The sequence below is a fragment of the Nonomuraea bangladeshensis genome (assembly GCF_039529455.1).
Lineage (GTDB): Bacteria > Actinomycetota > Actinomycetes > Streptosporangiales > Streptosporangiaceae > Nonomuraea > Nonomuraea bangladeshensis.
On the sequence record NZ_BAAAMV010000001.1, the window covers coordinates 582,477 to 598,721 of the forward strand.

A 16,245-nucleotide genomic window follows, 5' to 3' on the forward strand; every position below is an offset into this window, starting at 1 on the left:
TACCATCACGTCAACTTATAGGAAAGTTTCTTATGAGTTGACGGGAGTCGCCCGGTGAAGAAGAAGACCCTGATCATGCTCTCGCTCTTACTGGGACTCACGGCGGTCTCCGCGCCCGCCGAGGCCCAGACCCGCAGCGGCTTCAAGCGGGTCGCGTACTTCATCCAATGGGGTGTCTACGGCCGCGACTACCACGTCAGGGACGTGGACGTCAGCGGCGCCGCCGCCAAGCTCACCCACCTCAACTACGCGTTCGGCTTCGTCGACGCCGGGGGCTCCTGCTACTCGGCGGACCCGTGGGCCGACTGGCAGCGTCCGGTGCCGGCCGAGCAGAGCGTGGACGGCGTGGCCGACGCGCCCGGCCAGGCGCTCAACGGCAACCTCAACCAGCTGCGCAAGCTCAAGGCCAAGCACCCCGGGCTCAAGGTGCTGATCTCGCTCGGCGGCTGGACCGGGTCCAAGTACTTCTCCGACGCCGTGCTCACCGCCGACTCGCGCGCGAAGCTCGCCCGGTCCTGCGTCGACCTGTGGCTGCGCGGCAACCTGCCGGGGCTGGAGCCGGGCGCGGGCGCCGGCGTCTTCGACGGCATCGACCTGGACTGGGAGTGGCCCGGCTCGGCCGGAGCCGAGGGGAACGTCATCCGGCCCGAGGACAGGCGCAACTTCACGCTGTTCGTCGAGGAGCTGCGCGGGCAGCTCGACGCCTACGCCCGCGACGCCGAGCTCAGCGCCTTCCTGCCGGCCGCCGCCGCCAAGATCGACGCCGGGTACGAGGTGCGCCGCGTCTTCAAGCAGCTCGACTTCGCCACCGTCCAGGGCTACGACCTGCACGGCACCTGGGAGCCGCAGACCGGGCACAACGGCAACCTCCTCACCGACCGCCGCGACCCGAACCCCGTCAGGTACAGCGTCGACCAGACCGTGCGCGACTACCTGTCGCGGGGCGCGCCCGCCCGCAAGCTCGTGATCGGCGTGCCCGCCTACGGCCAGGGCTGGACCGGCGTGACCGGCGGCGGCGACGGCCTCTACAAGCCCGCCACCGGCCCCGCGCCCGGCAAGTGGGCCGCCGGCAACGAGGACTACAAGGACCTGGTGAACAAGCCGGGCAAGCGCTACCGGGACCTGCTGACCGGCGCGATGTGGCTGTACGACGGCAACGAGTTCTGGTCGTACGACGATCCGGCGGTGCTGGTGCAGAAGGCGGCGTACATCCGGCTCAAGGGGCTGGGCGGCTCGATGATGTGGTCCATCGACCAGGACGACTCGCGCGCCTCCCTGACGTCGGCGTTGTACTCGGTCCTCCGCTGACACCCCGGCCGGGGACTCAGCCGGCCGGAGCCGCCGCGGGCTCGTCCTGCCCGGCGCTCCGGACCGGCGTCCCCAGGGTCCTCGCCGCCAGCTCGTCCCAGTGCGGGTCGCGGCCCGGCAGCGTCAGCACGCGCCGCAGCGCGTCCCCGTCGCCGTGGCGGGCCAGGAACCAGTCGGAGATCGTCACCCCGTGCCCGGGCCGTGCGACGATCGCCACCTCGTCGCCCGCCCCCACGTCACCGGTCTCGATCACCCGCAGATACGCACCCGGCCGTCCCGCCTCGGTGAACCGCCTGACCCACGCCGGCTCGTCCATCCAGTTGCGGAACACCACGCACGGCACCCGGGGCCTGGTCACCTCCAGCAGCGCGCCGCCGATCCGCCACCGCTCGCCGATGACGGCCCCGTTGACGTCGAGCCCCGCCGTGGTGAGGTTCTCGCCGAAGAGCCCGTCGCGCAGCTCCCGCCCGAGCCGGTCCTGCCACCAGTCGTAGTCCTCCCGGGCGTAGGCGTAGACCGCCTGGTCGGAGGAGCCGTGGTGCTTGTGGTCGGCGCGCTCGTCGCCGGCGAGCCCGTTGAGGAGCACCGGGACGCGGTGCCCGGCGGGCTGCTTGTCGATCGCGGTCCGTCCGAGCCTCCCCGACCACTCAGCCGTCACCGCGACGCCGACATTTACCGAGATGATGCGCATTCCTGAACGGTAGCCGAGCTTCCTGTCGCGAGCGAGTCCGTGACACAACGATGACAGGGCGCTGACGAGGCGCGGACATGATCAGCCGACAGTGGTGGGGCCCTGTCCCGCTGCCGAGAAAGGCTGATCGATCGTGGCCCGACGCATACGTGTGGCCGTGCTGGCGGGCGGCCCGTCCGCCGAGCACGAGGTGTCCCTGCAATCGGCGCAGTCCGTGCTCGCCGCCCTGCCGAGGGATCGGTACGAGCCCGTCCCCGTCATCATCGGCCGCGACGGCGGATGGCCGGTGGACCTGCGGCGCGACGTGGCGGACGTGGTCTTCCCCGTGCTGCACGGCCCGTTCGGCGAGGACGGCGTGGTCCAGGGGCACCTGGAGACGCTGGGCATCCCGTACGTGGGGTGCGGCGTCCTGGCCTCGGCCGTGGCCATGGACAAGGTCGCGATGCGGCGCGCGTTCCTGGCCGAGGACATCCCGGTCACCCCGTACGTGTGGTTCAGCGCGCACGAATGGCGCACCGCCACCGACCACGGGGAGCTGGTGAAGCCGCTCGACTGGCCGATGTACGTCAAACCGGCCGGCCTGGGCTCCTCCATCGGCATCTCCCGCGTCACCGGCATGGCGGAGCTGCGCGCGGGCGTGGAGCTGGCGCTGGCCCACGGCCGGACGGTCGTCGTCGAGCAGGGCGTGACCGCGCGCGAGCTGATCTGCGGCGTCCTCGGCGGCCACGACAACCCGGACGTCTCGGTGCCGGGCGAGCTCATCGTGCCCGGCGACTGGCTCGACTACGAGGCCAAATACCTCAGCGGGGCCGAGATCGCCACCATCCCCGCCGTCCTGACAGGGCGGGTGGCCGGGGAGGTGCGCGAGCTGGCCCTGCGCGCCTTCCGCGCGATCGGCGGCTACGGCCTGGCCCGGGTCGACTTCCTCCACGAGGAGGACACGGGACGCCTGTACGTGCTGGAGATCAACACCATGCCCGGCTTCACCTCCCGGTCCGTCTACGCCAGGGCCTGGGCGGCGAGCGGCGTCCCGTACCCGGAGCTGCTGCGCCGCCTCATCGACCTCGCGTTCGCGAGGAGCGGCTCGTGATCCCGATGACGCTGGACGAGATCGCGCGGGCCTGCGGCGCGAGCCCGCACGACGTGCCCGACCCCGGGGCGCTGGTGACGGCGCCCGCGGCGGTCGACTCCCGCGAGGTGGCGCCCGGTGGGCTGTTCGCCGCGACGGCCGGCGCCCGGACCGACGGTCACGACCACGCGGCCGCCGCCGTCGCGGCCGGGGCCGTGGCCGTGCTGGCCGCGCGGCCCGTCGGCGTGCCCGCCCTCGTGGTGGCCGACGTGCGGCTCGCGCTCGGCCTGCTGGCCAGGCAGCTGCTCCGGCGCATCAGCCCGACCGTGATCGGCCTCACCGGCTCCGTGGGCAAGACCACCACCAAGGACCTGCTGGCCCAGGTGCTCGAACGGCACGCGGCCACGGTCGCCACCGACCGGTCGTACAACAACGAGCTCGGGCTGCCGCTCACCGTGCTGCGTGCCGACGCCGCCACCCGCCACCTGGTGCTGGAGATGGGCGCGAGCAGGAAGGGCGATCTGACGTACCTGACCGGGATCGCGCCGCCCCGCGTCGGGCTGGTGCTCAACGTCGGCACCGCGCACCTGGAACGGATGGGGACCGGGCGGGCCGACGTGGCCGAGGCGAAGGGCGAGCTGGTCGAGGCGCTGCCCGCGGACGGGCACGCGCTGCTCAACGCCGACGATCCGTACGTGCTGGGCATGGCCGCCCGCACCGAGGCCCAGATCCTGCTGTACGGCAGGTCGCCGCGGGCGCGGGTGCGCGCCGAACGCGTGCGGATGGACGAGCGGGCGCGGACGGCGTTCGAGCTGGTGACGCCCTCCGGCCGCGCTCCGGTCGCGCTCGACTTCATCGGCGAGCACCAGGTGAGCAACGCCCTGGCCGCGGCCGCCGTCGCCACCGCGCTCGGTCTGGACGCCGCCGAGATCGCGGACGGGCTGACCGCCGCCCGGCGGCGCTCCGCGGGCCGGCTGCAGATCACGGAACGACCCGACGGCGTCACCGTCGTCGACGACGCCTACAACGCCAACCCCGAGTCCATGCGGGCCGGGCTGCGCGCGGCCAAGGCCCTGGCCGGCGTCCGCCGTACCGTCGCCGTCCTCGGCGGGATGGGGCAGCAGGCGGACGCCTCCCGCGCCCGGCACGCGGAGGTGGGCCGGCTCGTCGCCGGCCTCCGCTTCGACGTGCTGATCACGGTCGGCACGGGCGATCCGCTCGCGACGGCGGAGGCTGCGCGGTCCTCGGGCCGGGGCGTGGCCGTCCACGCCGTCGAAGACGTGAAAGAGGCGATCGAGCTGGCCACCGCCCTCCTCGAACCGGGCGACGTGGTGTTCGTCAAGGCCTCCAGCGAGTACGGGCTCGGCGCCTGCGCCAGGGCCCTCGCCACCGCAAACCAGTGAAACGGAGTTCCATGCGCGCCATCGGCCTCATCGGCGGGTTGAGCTGGGAGTCGACAGTGATCTACTACCAGATCATCAACCAGCGGGTACGCGAGCGGCTCGGCGGCAGCCATTCCGCCGACAGCCTCATCTGGTCGGTCGACTACACGACCGTCGAGGACCTCATCTTCGCCGACCGCTGGGACGAGGTGAGCGCGCTGCTGGCCGACGCCGGCCGGAAACTGCAGAGCCTCGGCGCCGGCGTCCTGCTCGTCTGCAGCAACACCTTCAGCCGGGTGAGCGACGACGTGGCACGCGCCGCGAGCGTGCCCGTGCTGCACATCGCCGACGTCGTGGGCGCCGAGGTCCGGGCCAGGGGGATGCGCAGGGTCGGCCTGCTGGGCACCCGCTTCACCATGGAGCAGCCCTTCTACCGGGACCGGCTGGCCGCCCACGGCTTCGACGTGGTCGTCCCGCCGCGGGAGCAGCGGGAGCTGGTCCATCGCGTGATCTTCGACGAGCTGGTGCGCGGGGTGCTCAGGGAATCGTCCAGGGACGCGTTCGCCCGGATCATCGCCGGCCTCGCGGACCGCGGAGCGGAGGGTGTCATCCTCGGCTGCACGGAGATCGAGCTCCTGATCACCGAGAAGGACACCCCGGTTCCGCTGCTGCCGAGCGCGCGGCTGCACGCGGAGGCCGCGGCCGGCTTCGCCCTGAGCGGCTAGTTCCCGATGACGTGGCCCGCGCCCGGATGGGGCCGTCGTGGTGGGGGCGTGCCGCCGCACTCCGGGCGGTGCTCGAAGTGCCACCATTCGTTGTCGTACAGGCGGTAGAGGTCGTAGCGGGCGCCGTGTTCCTCCAGCCACCGCGCGCCCTCATGGGGACGGACGTCCAGCGCGACGCCCTTCACGTGGCCGGACTCCGCCGGCGGCAGCACGAGCATGCGTGCCGAGGCCGGAGAGCCGGAGCGGCGGACCTCCTCGTCGAACATCCGCTGCTGGACGGCGGGGTCGCGATAGCCCGAGGTGAGGCCGATGAGCTGGCGGTGCCGCCAGAGCGCCTCGGTGCGCGCCGCGGTGAACGCCGCCCTTGCGCCCTCGGTGAGCCCGGTCAGGTCCTCGGCGGGGAAACGCATCGCCAGCACCCAGCCGCAGGCCAGCTCGCGGGCGCGGCCAGGACGGCGGACGAACGCCACGGGCAGCAGCAGCACGGCGAGCACCAGCGTGACGGCGGCGTACAGCCGGTCCCGGGGCCGAGGTGGGATGGTGCGTGGTTCGTTCATGGCGAACTACGATTGGCGCCGAATGTGCGCGCGTCGTCAGCCGTATGTCACCGTTCGTCGACGCGTTCGTCGACGGGGACCCCCGCTCGTGCGACCGTGACACAACCATGACATGGCGCTGACGGGACGAGGACACGACCGGCCGACAGTGGTTGGGGTCGACCGACGGGCGAGTTACGGAGTGTGCGGTGAAACCCGGGGGCATGTCGCGAATACTGCTCATCGAGGACGACCCGGCCGTGCGGGAGGGCCTTGAGCTGGCGCTGTCCCGGCACGGGCACCGGGTGCGCGCGGTGGAGTCCGGCGAGCAGGGGCTGGACCGGCTGCGCGCGGACGTCCCCGACGTCGTCGTGCTCGACCTGATGCTGCCCGGCATGGACGGGTTCGAGGTCTGCCGCCGCATCAGGGCCACCGGGAACGTGCCGATCATCATGCTGACCGCGCGCGGCGACGACATGGACGTGGTGGCCGGGCTGGAGTCGGGCGCCGACGACTACGTGGTCAAGCCCGCGCAGCCCAGGGTGCTGGAGGCCCGCATCCGCGCGGTGCTGCGGCGGATCGGCCGCGAGCAGGCCGAGCTCGAACGGCACGGCGACCTGACCATCGACCGGGCCGGGCTGGTGGTCGGTAAGCGCGGCGTGCCGGTCAGCCTCGCCCCGACCGAGCTGCGCCTGCTGCTCGTGCTCTCCAGCACGCCCGGCCGGGTGCACAGCCGCCAGCAGCTGCTGGAGTCGGTGTGGGAGCACGGCTACTTCGGCGACTCGCGGCTGGTGGACGCGTGCGTGCAGCGGTTGCGCGCGAAGATCGAGGACGACTCGGCGGCACCCGTCTACGTGCAGACGGTGCGCGGGTTCGGCTACCGGTTCGGGCCGGTGTGAGCCCGCGGTGGCGCCTCGACCGAGCCTGGGGCTGCGGGCCCGGCTGCTGTTCGCGTTCGCGCTGCTGTGCGTGGTCACCGCGGCGGCGGTGGCCGGCGGGAGCTACGTCCAGGCCCGCAACGCCATCCTGAAGCGGACCCAGGACGCCGCGGTGCAGGCGCTGACCAGCCGCCTGCAGGCGCTCTACCCGCTGCCGACCGCCACGCCGGACCAGGAGGAGCTCGCCGAGATCGCCGCGGCCGCCCAGTCCGACTTCTCGGTCGCCGTCTACGGCGAGCGGTACGCGCCGGTCCGCCCTCCCCAGCCACCGGCGCCGGGGCACGAAGGCCCGGGGCCGGAGGCTCGGGTGCAGGCTCTCTCGGTGATCTCGCCGGAGATGCGGCGGACGGTGGCCGGCGGCCGTACCGCGTGGCAGCGGGTGGCGTGGCAGGGCTCACCCTGGCTGATCGTCGGCATGCCGCTGCTGGTCACCGAACGGGGCCGGCCGGCGCAGCCGTCCGGCATCGAGGTCTACGTCGCGCGCAGCCTGCTCGCCGAACAGCGCAGCATCGACGAGCTCGCCACCCGCGCCTGGCTCACCGGAGGGGCGGCGCTGGCGTTCGCGGTCGTCCTCGCGTCGCTGGCCACCCGCGGCGTGCTGGGCCCGGTACGCGAACTGGGCCGGGCGGCGCGCCTGCTGGGCGAGGGCGACCTGCGGACCAGGATCGAGGTCCGCGGCTCCGACGAGCTGGCCGACGTGGCGCGTACGTTCAACAACACCGCCGCCGAGCTGGAACGGCACGTCGAGCAGCTGCGTGCGATGGAGGCCGACGCCCGCCGGTTCGTGGCCGACGTGTCCCACGAGCTGCGCACCCCGCTGGCCGCGCTCGCCGCGGTCGCCGACGTCCTCGACGAGGAGGCGGCCCGGCTGCCCGACCCCGCCGCCAGGGCCGCCCGGCTGGTCAGCCAGGAGACGCACAACCTCACCGGCCTGGTGAACGACCTGATCGAGGTCAGCCGGTTCGACGCCGGCGTCGCGGCCCTCGCGCTGAACGACATCGACGTGGCCGAGCTGGTGCACGCGACCCTGCGTGCCCGGGGCTGGCCGGATCGGGTGGAGGCCGAGCTGCCGTCCGGGGTGACGGCCCGGCTGGACCCGCGCCGGGTGGACGTCATCCTCGCCAACCTGGTCGGCAACGCTTTGCGGCACGGCGAGCCACCGGTGTCGGTGCGCCTGTCCGCCGACCCGGAGTGGATCGAACTGCAGGTCCGCGACCACGGGCCGGGGCTGGACGACGCGGTGCTGCCGCACGTGTTCGGCCGCTTCTACAAGGCCGGCGCGGCCAGGACCAGGTCCGAGGGCAACGGCCTCGGCCTGGCCATCGCCCGCGAGAACGCCCGCCTGCACCAGGGGGACATCACCGTCACCAACGCCGAGGACGGAGGCGCCCTCTTCACCTTGCGCCTGCCCCGCCGATCCTCCGATCCGGAGGAGGACCCGGCATGAGGACCCGGTTCACCGCTTCCACCCCACCGCACCTCACACTCGCACGGAGATCCGGCGTGAGGACCCGGTTCACCGCCTCGCCCAGCCAAGCAGGCAACCCCGACGGAGGTTCGGTGTGAGGACTCGGTTCGCCCGTCGCGTGTTCGCTGCGGACTTCGTCGGGCTCGTCGTGGGCTTCGTCGCGCTTGTCGCCGTGGCGGGGTGTGGCGTGCGGCCCAGCGATGTCATCCTCGCCGGTGATCCGCCGAGCGGGCCCGTCCAGCATGCCACGACGGTCACCCTCTACCTGGTCAAGGACGGGCGGCTCAGCGTGGTGGCACGGCCCGACGGGCGGCTGACCCCGGCGGACACGCTCGCGCTGCTGGCGGCCGGCCCCACGCCGAGGGAACAGGCGCACGGGCTCACCTCCGAGGTCCCGCCCGACGCCGGCCCGTTCTCGCTGACCGCCGGCCCGGCCGGCCAGCTGGTGGTGACCCTGTCCGCTCCGGCCGGTGAGCTGTCGGCGCCGGCCGTCGACCAGATCGTCTGCACAGCCGCTGCCACGATGCGGGGCAGCTCCGCACAGGTCACCGTGGTCGGCGCCGGCGAGAGCATCGGCCCCCGGACTTGCCCGTCCTCCCCTCCTGACGTTGCGGACGGGCCGAGACGGCCGCCTTCTACCGCATCCCCCCGCCCGAGTTGAGCTGCGACTCGTCGTCGAACCCGGCGAGCTGTAACAAGGTCTCCAACGCCGCCTGCCGCGTCTCCTCGACCGAGCCGCCCCGCTCGCCGAAACACTCGGCCGCCACGTCGAGCAGGGCCGTGACCACTGCGGCGTCGGGATAGGGCACGTCGACCAGCACGGTGCCGTCCGCCCCCTCCTCGCTCGCCGCAGGGTCGAGATGCCGGCTCAGCAGCCGCCTGGCCTCCTCCGCCACAGCGACCCCCAGCACCGCAGCACGCTCGAAGCGCTCAGAAGCAATCATGCCGACCTCCAGTCGCACAGGTGTTCGGAACAGAAGGTAGACGACGGCACCGACAGAATCGCCTGTGCGCACGGGGATCTGGCTAGGCTCGAACGGTGGACGAGCCGATCATCAGTGTCGAGAACCTCACGGTCGAGCTCGGCGGCAACCCCGTGCTGCGCGAGCTCACACTGACCGTGTCACCAGGCGAGATCGTCGCGGTCGTGGGCCCGAACGGCTCCGGCAAGTCGACGTTGCTCCGCACCCTCGCCGGGCTCCAGCCGGTCTCGGGCGGCGAGGTACACGTGTTCGGGGCCCCGCCGGTGGACGACGCGGCGTTCTGGCGCAGGGTGGCGCATCTCGGCGACGAGCCCGCCTGGTACCCGGGGCTGACGGCGGGCGAGCATCTGGAGCTGATGGCGGCCGTGCATCCGTGTGCCCGGATGGACGCCGGGACGGCGCTGGAGGTGTTCGACCTGGTGGAGCGGGCGGACGCGGCGCCGCTCAACCTGTCCACCGGGCAGCGGCAGCGGCTCGCGCTGGCGGCCACGCTGCTGAGACCGAGCAGCGTGCTGCTGCTGGACGAGCCGGAACGCGGCCTGGACCTCGGGTTCCGGCTGCGCCTGGCGGAGTTGCTGACGGCGTACCGGGACGAAGGCGGCACCGTGGTCATGGCCACGCACGATTCCGGCCTGGCCGCGCACGGGCGGCTGATCTCACCGGCGGGGATGGCGGCGTGAGCGGGGGTGGCGGCGTCGGTGCTGGTGCCGGTGCTGGTGGCGGCATGAGTGTGGGCGGTGGCGTGGGTCAGGGGCAGGGGCAGGGTGGTGTGCGGGCGGTGCGCGGGTTCCTGCGGGCGCGGAGCCGGACCCGATCGACGTCGCTCGACCGGTACGTCACCCTCTTCTGCCTGCTGATGTTCGCCGCCGTCGCCGGGCAGCCGGTGTCGGAGCTGCTGACCGACCTGGCCGGGGCGGCGGGGGCCGTCGAGCCGGCCCGCATGGGGGCGGGGGTGGCGCTGCTGGCGCTCGGGCTGGCCGGGTTCCTGGCCGTGGCGCGGGCCGCCGGGCCGGTGATGATGACGGCGCCGGACGCGTCCTGGCTGCTGCTGTCGCCACTGGACCGCAGGCAGGTGCTCGGGCGTACCGGGCGGGCGCTGCTGATGGTCGCCGTGGCGGCGGGGCTGGTGCTCGGGCTGGGGCTGGTGGCCGTGCTGGGCGCGCCCGACCAGCTCGCCTGGCGGGTGCTCGGCGCGCTGGTGCTCGGGGTGTCGGCGAGCCTTGGCGCGATGGCGCTGGCCGTGCTGGCGCGGGCGTCCCAGTCGTGGCAGGTGTGGCTCGTCGTGGCGATGGTCGCGCTCCTGGTGGTGGCCGTGGTGGCGGTCAGCGGCCAGGCCCGTACGGTGCTCGCGATCGCCTCCGGCGCTCCCCTGACCGCCGTGGCCGTCGCCGCCTCGCTCGCGGCGGCGGGCTCGGCCCTCCTGGCGTGGCAGGCGTGGCGGGCGTTCGGCCGGATCCCGGCTCGGGAGATCGCCGCCGCCTCCACGCGGGGCGGGCACGTCGCGGACGCGGCCACGGGGGTCGATCCCAGTGCGCTCACCTGGATCGCCGAGGACAACCACTGGCGGGGCAGGAGGCTCAGGTCGCGGAGGTGGCCGGCGCTGCCGGCGGCGTTCGCGACCGCCTGGCAGGACTGGAGGCGGCTTGCGCGGCGGCCGGGACGGCTGGCGTTCACGCTGGCCACGGCCGGGCTGCCGGCCCTCCTGGCGCAGGCGGGCGGCGCGCCCGGCATGCTCGGGGTGGTGGTGCTGGCGGGCGGGCTGGCGGTGGCGGCCTCCGCCGCGACGGGGGCGCGCCGCGACGCCGCCAACCCGGCCCTGGCCCGGCTCCTCGGCATCGGCCACCGATCGACGCTGGCGGCGCGTGCGGTGCTGCCCGCCCTGCTCGCGGCCCTCTGGACCTCGGCCGCCCTCGCGGGCCTCACTCTGACGGCCGCGCCGCCGTCCCCGGCCCCTGCCGTGGTCCAGGCGACGAGCAGCGCTGCCCCGGTGGCGGGCGCTCCGGCGCACCAGTCGAACGCCGCCGGGCCGGAAGCGAGCGCCGCAGGAGCGGGAACGGGCGTCCCAGAGCACGGACCGAGCGCCGTCGTACCCGGAGCGGGCGCCCCAGGGCACGGGCCCGGGACGGGCGCTCGCGAGGCGAGTGTCGCCGGGGGCGGTGAGGGCGTTGCCGTGGTGGTGTTGTTCGGGGTGTTGGCGGCGCCGGGGTTGGCGGCTGGGGCGTTGCGGGTGGTGCGGCGGCAGCCGGTCGATCATTCGTTGCCCGTCATCGACACGGGCGCGGGTCCGGTCCCCCTCGGTCCCGTCCTCTGGGCGGTCACCGGGCTCGACCTGGCCCTCGTCGGGTGCCTGCCCGCTCTCCTCGCGTTGTCCACCGCTCCCCCGCAGCCGGGCCCGTACCTGGCGGCCCAGGCCGTGACGGGGGCGGCGGCGCTGGCGGGCTACGTCCTGCGGGCCGGCAGGGCGACGTAGACGTAGCTGGGCACGCCCCCGTACGGGATCGCGCGGTCCCGGCGCATCCCCGCGCGCTCGGCCACCCGGAGCGAGCGGGTGTTGACGTCGCGGATGACCGCGACGACCGTCCCTAGCGGGCCGCCGATGCGCAGCGCCGCTCTGACCAGCTCCACGGCGTACCCGTGGCCCCAGGACATCGGATGGAATCGGTAGTAGAGGTTGAGCACCTCGGCGCCGTCCACGACGGCGTGCCGGAGACCGCCGACGCCGATGAGGTCCGGTGACGTCAGCGGCCGGGCGGCCCAGTAGCCGAGGCCGTGTTCGGCCCAGTCGGCCAGCCACAGGTCCAGCATCGCGCGGCTGGACTCCAGGTCCGGGGACGGGCCGGCCGGGTTGTACACGCTGGTACGCGGATCGGAGTGAAGCTCGTGCACGGCCTCCAGGTCGTCGGCCGTGACGCGAGATAGGAGCATTCGCGCCGTTTGCACCACTTCCATGGTTCCAGCGTAGCCCCTACCATCGGAAGGCAATTGATACCGATCGAAGGAGCGATCGATGGACGTTCCGAAGATCCAGAGTGCGCTGCGGACCATCGCGCGCGGCCTGGAGGAGCTGGCCGGGGCGCTCGGCGACGAGCAGGAGGCCGGCGAGGACGAGCGCACCGCGCGGGTCATCAGGGAGTGGGGGCGGCGAGGGCTCACCCAGAAGGAGGCGTCCGCGCTGTTCCAGCGGCACGGGTTCGCCCCGCAGACCACCGGCGGCTGGGCGCGCGGCGAGTGGGTGGAGCTCGGCGACGACGGCCTGCGCTACCTCACCGCGAAGTCGCACGCCTGGCTGGAGGGCCGGCCGTGACCTTCTCCGTACGCGTCGCCGTACGCGGCTACGAGCTCGACACGCAGGGCCACCTCAACAACGCCGTCTACCACCAGTACGGCGACCACGCCCGCTGGGAGTGCCTGCGCGCCGCGGGCATCGAGCTCGGCGAGATGCTCGCCGCCGGCATCGGCCCGGTCACCCTGGAGAACACCATCCGCTTCCGCCGCGAGCTGCGCGGCGGCGACGAGGTGGACGTGACGTGCGCGTTCGAGTGGGGCGCGGGGAAGACGTTCCGGGTCAGGCAGGAGTTCCTGCGGGTGCGGGACGGCGCGCAGGCCGCCGCGCTGACCGGCGTCGGCGGCCTCATGGACCTGCGCGAGCGCCGCCTGCTCGACGACCCGGGGGCGCGCTGGCGAGCCCTCGCCCGCGCGCCCGAGGTGCTCAACCTCTGAGACCGGCTACTTCTTCGGCTTGTCGGAGCTGGACTCGGTGGACAGCGCGGCGACGAAGGCCTCCTGCGGCACCTCGACGCGGCCGACCATCTTCATCCGCTTCTTGCCTTCCTTCTGCTTCTCCAGCAGCTTGCGCTTACGGGAGATGTCACCGCCGTAGCACTTGGCCAGAACGTCCTTCCGGATGGCCCGGATGTTCTCGCGGGCGATCACCCGGGCCCCGATGGCGGCCTGGATCGGCACCTCGAACTGCTGCCTCGGGATCAGCTCGCGCAGCTTCTTGGCCATGTCGACGCCGTAGGTGTAGGCCTTGTCCTTGTGGACGATCGCGCTGAAGGCGTCGACCGGCTCGCCCTGGAGCAGGATGTCGACCTTGACGAGGTCGGCCTCCTGCTCGCCGGCCGGCTCGTAGTCGAGCGAGGCGTAGCCGCGGGTGCGGGACTTGAGCTGGTCGAAGAAGTCGAAGATAATCTCGCCGAGGGGCAGCGTGTAGCGGATCTCGACGCGGTCCTCCGACAGGTAGTCCATGCCGAGGAGCTGGCCGCGCCGCCCCTGGCAGATCTCCATGATCGCGCCGATGAACTCGGACGGCGCCAGGATCGTGGACTTGGTCACCGGCTCGTGGACGGTCGCGATCTTGCCGCCGGCCGGGAACTCCGACGGGTTGGTGACCGTGAACTCCTTGCCGTCCTCCATGACGACCCGGTAGATCACGTTGGGCGCGGTGGAGATGAGCGACAGGCCGAACTCGCGCTCCAGCCGCTCGCGCACGATCTCCATGTGGAGCAGCCCGAGGAAGCCGACGCGGAAGCCGAACCCGAGCGCGGCTGAGGTCTCGGGCTCGTAGACCAGCGCGGCGTCGTTGAGCTGGAGCTTGTCGAGCGCCTCGCGCAGCTCGGGGTATTCGTCGCCGTCGATCGGATAGAGGCCGGAGAACACCATCGGCTTGGGGTGCTCGTAGCCGGCCAGCATGTCGCCGGCTGGCTTGGCGGCCGAGGTGACGGTGTCGCCGACCCGCGACTGGCGGACGTCCTTGACGCCGGTGATGAGGTAGCCCACCTCGCCGACGCCGAGGCCGAGGTCGGCGGGCTTGGGCTCGGGCGAGATGACGCCGATCTCCAGCGTCTCGTGGGTGGCGCTGGTGGACATCATGAGGATGCGCTCGCGCTTGCCCAGGTGGCCGTCCACGACCCGGACGTAGGTGACCACGCCGCGGTAGGTGTCGTAGACGGAGTCGAAGATCAGCGCCCGCGCGGCGGCGTCGGCGACGCCCACCGGCGCGGGGATGGTCTGCACGACGTGGTCGAGCAGCTCGCGTACGCCCTCGCCGGTCTTGCCCGAGACCCTGAGCACGTCGGACGGGTCGCAGCCGATGAGCCCTGCCAGCTCCTCGGCGAACTTCTCCGGCTGCGCGGCGGGCAGGTCGATCTTGTTGAGGACCGGGATGATGTGCAGGTCGGCGTTCATGGCCAGGTAGAGGTTGGCCAGCGTCTGCGCCTCGATGCCCTGGGCCGCGTCGACCAGCAGGATCGCGCCCTCGCACGCCTGGAGCGACCGGGAGACCTCGTAGGTGAAGTCGACGTGGCCCGGTGTGTCGATCATGTTGAGCACGTGGCCGTCCCACGGCAGGCGGACCGCCTGCGACTTGATGGTGATGCCGCGCTCGCGCTCGATGTCCATCCGGTCGAGGTATTGGGCGCGCATGGAGCGGTCGTCGACCACCCCGGTGATCTGCAGCATCCGGTCGGCAAGGGTCGACTTGCCATGGTCGATGTGCGCGATGATGCAGAAGTTGCGGATCAACGCGGGGTCGGTCTGGCCAGGCTGAGTGCGCACCGAAGTCCGTTTCAACAGATTTGAGGTCAGGCAGTCTTCTATGGTGACATGCCCGGATGATTGTCCGGACCGTCATCCGCCGCGGCCTGCGCCTGCTCGCGCTTGCCTTGGTCGTCGTGGTCGCGCTGGCCGGCCTGCTCGCCGCAGCGCTCCGCGTCCAGTTTACCGGTGCCCCGGCCGCGTGGGCGAAGAGCACGGGAGATGACGCTCTGTGGCTGGGGCACATGTGGGTGGACGGCCGGCGCGGGGAGGCGGACGTCGAGCGGCTGGCACGGCGGCTGGGGGCGACGGGGATCAAGGACGTGTACGTCCATTCCGGACCATTCGATGAGGGCGGCCGCCTCGCCCGGCGCTACACCGGGCCGCTGTCCACCTCGGCGCCCCAGATCGAGCCGTACCCCGGTCTGCGCCTGACCGCGCGGGCGCCGTTATGACGTACGTCTCCGGCACGCCCGCCCGGTCCCTCTACGGCGGCCACGTCGCCCGCTAGGCCGAGCTGGCCCTGGACCTGACGCCGGCGGGCAAGCACCTGCTCATCGGCGCGGCCGCCGAGGGCGCCCGCCTGGCGCTGACCGGGCACGGCCCCCGCCAACGTTTCGGCCCGGCCCTCTACGTGGACTTCGCCGCCACCGAGGAGGACTGGCGGGAGTACTTGACATCCTCCCCCTCGTAAACGAGGGGGATTCCCACGGTCACCCGTGAGGGTTCCTGCTTCACTGCCGGTCGCCCGCCAGGAAGGACTTCCCTTGAGGTCTTACACCAGCTCCACAGGCGTTTCAGCTCTCCGCCAGCCCGGCGGCGAGGGTGTTTCTGATCATTCGGCAGGTGGCTTAGTTGTCGCCACCGTCGAACACAATACCGAACCGTGCGGTGTCGTGCGGCGTTTCGACGGCGGTCCGCCTGGCGGCGGATCGCCTGCCCCTGCCCTGCTCCGCAGAGTCCGATTCCTCCCCCGCCTGGAGGCGGGGGTTCCCTCGGAGGTATCCGATGACCGGCTGGATGGCCGTAGACTCGTGACAGCCCATTCGCCCAGGCTGTTGATTTGAGGAGCCGCCTGGGTTATTGGTAATCTGTTCAACTGCGTGTGTGGCGCGCCCTCTCTCGAGCCCGCGCGCCCCATCCATCACTCAGACTTTCACCGAGGCTTCTTCGTGGCGAACATCAAGTCCCAGATCAAGCGCAACAAGCAGAACGAGAAGGCTCGTCTGCGCAACAAGGCGGTCAAGTCCTCTCTGAAGACGGCCGTCCGCAAGTTCCGCGAGGCCGCCGAGCAGGGCGACGCGGCACAGGCCGCCGCGCTGCAGCAGGCCGCCGCCCGCCAGCTCGACAAGGCTGTCAGCAAGGGCGTCATCCACAAGAACCAGGCCGCCAACCGCAAGTCGGCCATCGCCAAGCAGGCCGCCGCGCTGGCCGCCAAGTAAGGCCAAGGCCCGGCGGCACGCCGGGCCTGTCATTGCGGACGCCGCTCCCCTAGGGGGCGGCGTTCTCGTTTTCTCCACGGTTTCGTCACGGTTTCGATATCACACCGCCGTATCGGGTGAGTCACCGTTCCAAAGATCACCTTGATTGCGTCCGGCCCCTCCCCGAAG

18 protein-coding genes are annotated in these 16,245 nt (G+C 72.5%); 13 read left to right on the plus strand and 5 right to left on the minus strand.

All coding sequences use genetic code 11. From position 1 onward, the window contains the following. The first annotated feature begins 54 nt into the window (after window positions 1-54). A complete protein-coding gene (locus ABD292_RS02510; protein ID WP_344204874.1) occupies window positions 55-1,308 on the plus strand; it encodes a glycoside hydrolase family 18 protein in 1,254 nt (417 codons plus the stop codon). Window positions 1,309-1,324: 16 nt separating this feature from the next. Here ABD292_RS02510 and ABD292_RS02515 read toward each other — a convergent pair whose 3' ends face one another. Further along, entirely contained in the window at window positions 1,325-1,999 is a 675-nt protein-coding gene (locus ABD292_RS02515; RefSeq protein ID WP_344204876.1) for an MOSC domain-containing protein, read from the minus strand. Between the two features lie 133 nt (window positions 2,000-2,132). On the opposite strand from ABD292_RS02515, the gene ABD292_RS02520 reads away from it, so the two are divergent. The 3 genes from ABD292_RS02520 to ABD292_RS02530 are packed head-to-tail and all read left to right on the plus strand — an operon-like array spanning window position 2,133 to window position 5,175. Next, window positions 2,133-3,089: a D-alanine--D-alanine ligase family protein gene (locus ABD292_RS02520; protein WP_344204877.1), complete on the plus strand. Its 957-nt coding sequence runs from the start codon at window positions 2,133-2,135 to the stop codon at window positions 3,087-3,089. Further along, window positions 3,086-4,471: a UDP-N-acetylmuramoyl-tripeptide--D-alanyl-D-alanine ligase gene (locus ABD292_RS02525; protein WP_425564971.1), complete on the plus strand. Its 1,386-nt coding sequence runs from the start codon at window positions 3,086-3,088 to the stop codon at window positions 4,469-4,471. The genes ABD292_RS02520 and ABD292_RS02525 overlap by 4 nt, the downstream gene beginning before the upstream one ends. Before the next feature lie 11 nt (window positions 4,472-4,482). Further along, entirely contained in the window at window positions 4,483-5,175 is a 693-nt protein-coding gene (locus tag ABD292_RS02530; RefSeq protein WP_344204878.1) for an aspartate/glutamate racemase family protein, read from the plus strand. Here ABD292_RS02530 and vanY-N read toward each other — a convergent pair. Further along, a complete protein-coding gene (gene vanY-N, locus ABD292_RS02535) occupies window positions 5,172-5,732 on the minus strand; it encodes a D,D-peptidase/D,D-carboxypeptidase VanY-N (RefSeq protein WP_344204879.1) in 561 nt (186 codons plus the stop codon). The two genes, ABD292_RS02530 and vanY-N, sit on opposite strands and share 4 nt — an antisense overlap. A 203-nt stretch (window positions 5,733-5,935) precedes the next feature. On the opposite strand from vanY-N, the gene ABD292_RS02540 reads away from it, so the two are divergent. The 3 genes from ABD292_RS02540 to ABD292_RS02550 all read left to right on the plus strand — a co-directional run bounded on the left by ABD292_RS02540 (window position 5,936) and on the right by ABD292_RS02550 (window position 8,778). Continuing rightward, window positions 5,936-6,610, plus strand: coding sequence for a response regulator (locus ABD292_RS02540; protein WP_344204881.1), 675 nt, complete (start codon window positions 5,936-5,938; stop codon window positions 6,608-6,610). 7 nt (window positions 6,611-6,617) lie between these two features. Continuing rightward, window positions 6,618-8,096, plus strand: coding sequence for an ATP-binding protein (locus ABD292_RS02545; protein WP_344204883.1), 1,479 nt, complete (start codon window positions 6,618-6,620; stop codon window positions 8,094-8,096). Between the two features lie 115 nt (window positions 8,097-8,211). Next, window positions 8,212-8,778: a GerMN domain-containing protein gene (locus tag ABD292_RS02550; RefSeq protein WP_344204885.1), complete on the plus strand. Its 567-nt coding sequence runs from the start codon at window positions 8,212-8,214 to the stop codon at window positions 8,776-8,778. Here ABD292_RS02550 and ABD292_RS02555 read toward each other — a convergent pair. Then, window positions 8,753-9,061: a hypothetical protein gene (locus ABD292_RS02555; protein ID WP_344204886.1), complete on the minus strand. Its 309-nt coding sequence runs from the start codon at window positions 9,059-9,061 to the stop codon at window positions 8,753-8,755. The genes ABD292_RS02550 and ABD292_RS02555 overlap by 26 nt on opposite strands. 95 nt (window positions 9,062-9,156) lie before the next feature. On the opposite strand from ABD292_RS02555, the gene ccmA reads away from it, so the two are divergent. Beyond that, window positions 9,157-9,780: a heme ABC exporter ATP-binding protein CcmA gene (gene ccmA, locus ABD292_RS02560; RefSeq protein ID WP_344204888.1), complete on the plus strand. Its 624-nt coding sequence runs from the start codon at window positions 9,157-9,159 to the stop codon at window positions 9,778-9,780. Window positions 9,781-9,824: 44 nt separating this feature from the next. Then, the gene (locus ABD292_RS02565) at window positions 9,825-11,570 is read left to right on the plus strand and encodes a DUF6297 family protein (protein ID WP_344204889.1); all 1,746 of its coding nucleotides are present in this window, start codon (window positions 9,825-9,827) and stop codon (window positions 11,568-11,570) included. Here ABD292_RS02565 and ABD292_RS02570 read toward each other — a convergent pair. Next, window positions 11,540-12,049, minus strand: coding sequence for a GNAT family N-acetyltransferase (locus tag ABD292_RS02570; protein ID WP_344204890.1), 510 nt, complete (start codon window positions 12,047-12,049; stop codon window positions 11,540-11,542). The genes ABD292_RS02565 and ABD292_RS02570 overlap by 31 nt on opposite strands. Window positions 12,050-12,107: 58 nt before the next feature. On the opposite strand from ABD292_RS02570, the gene ABD292_RS02575 reads away from it, so the two are divergent. Continuing rightward, window positions 12,108-12,404 carry a hypothetical protein gene (locus tag ABD292_RS02575; protein WP_091083820.1) on the plus strand — a complete coding sequence of 99 codons (297 nt, stop codon included), beginning with the start codon at window positions 12,108-12,110 and terminating at the stop codon, window positions 12,402-12,404. Beyond that, window positions 12,401-12,820, plus strand: a complete 420-nt coding sequence (locus tag ABD292_RS02580) for an acyl-CoA thioesterase (protein ID WP_344204894.1) — start codon at window positions 12,401-12,403, stop codon at window positions 12,818-12,820. Before ABD292_RS02575 ends, ABD292_RS02580 begins: the two co-directional genes overlap by 4 nt. Before the next feature lie 6 nt (window positions 12,821-12,826). On the opposite strand, the gene lepA is transcribed toward ABD292_RS02580, so the two are convergent. Then, complete coding sequence (gene lepA / locus ABD292_RS02585) at window positions 12,827-14,656, minus strand: translation elongation factor 4 (RefSeq protein WP_344204895.1); 1,830 nt, start codon at window positions 14,654-14,656, stop codon at window positions 12,827-12,829. A 56-nt stretch (window positions 14,657-14,712) separates the two neighbouring features. Here lepA and ABD292_RS02590 point away from each other — a divergent pair, with 56 nt between their 5' ends. After that, window positions 14,713-15,090, plus strand: coding sequence for a hypothetical protein (locus tag ABD292_RS02590; RefSeq protein ID WP_344204896.1), 378 nt, complete (start codon window positions 14,713-14,715; stop codon window positions 15,088-15,090). Window positions 15,091-15,807: 717 nt separating this feature from the next. Further along, on the plus strand, window positions 15,808-16,077 hold the full coding sequence (rpsT, locus tag ABD292_RS02595) for a 30S ribosomal protein S20 (RefSeq protein ID WP_344204897.1): 270 nt from the start codon (window positions 15,808-15,810) through the stop codon (window positions 16,075-16,077). The last annotated feature ends 168 nt before the right edge of the window (window positions 16,078-16,245 follow it).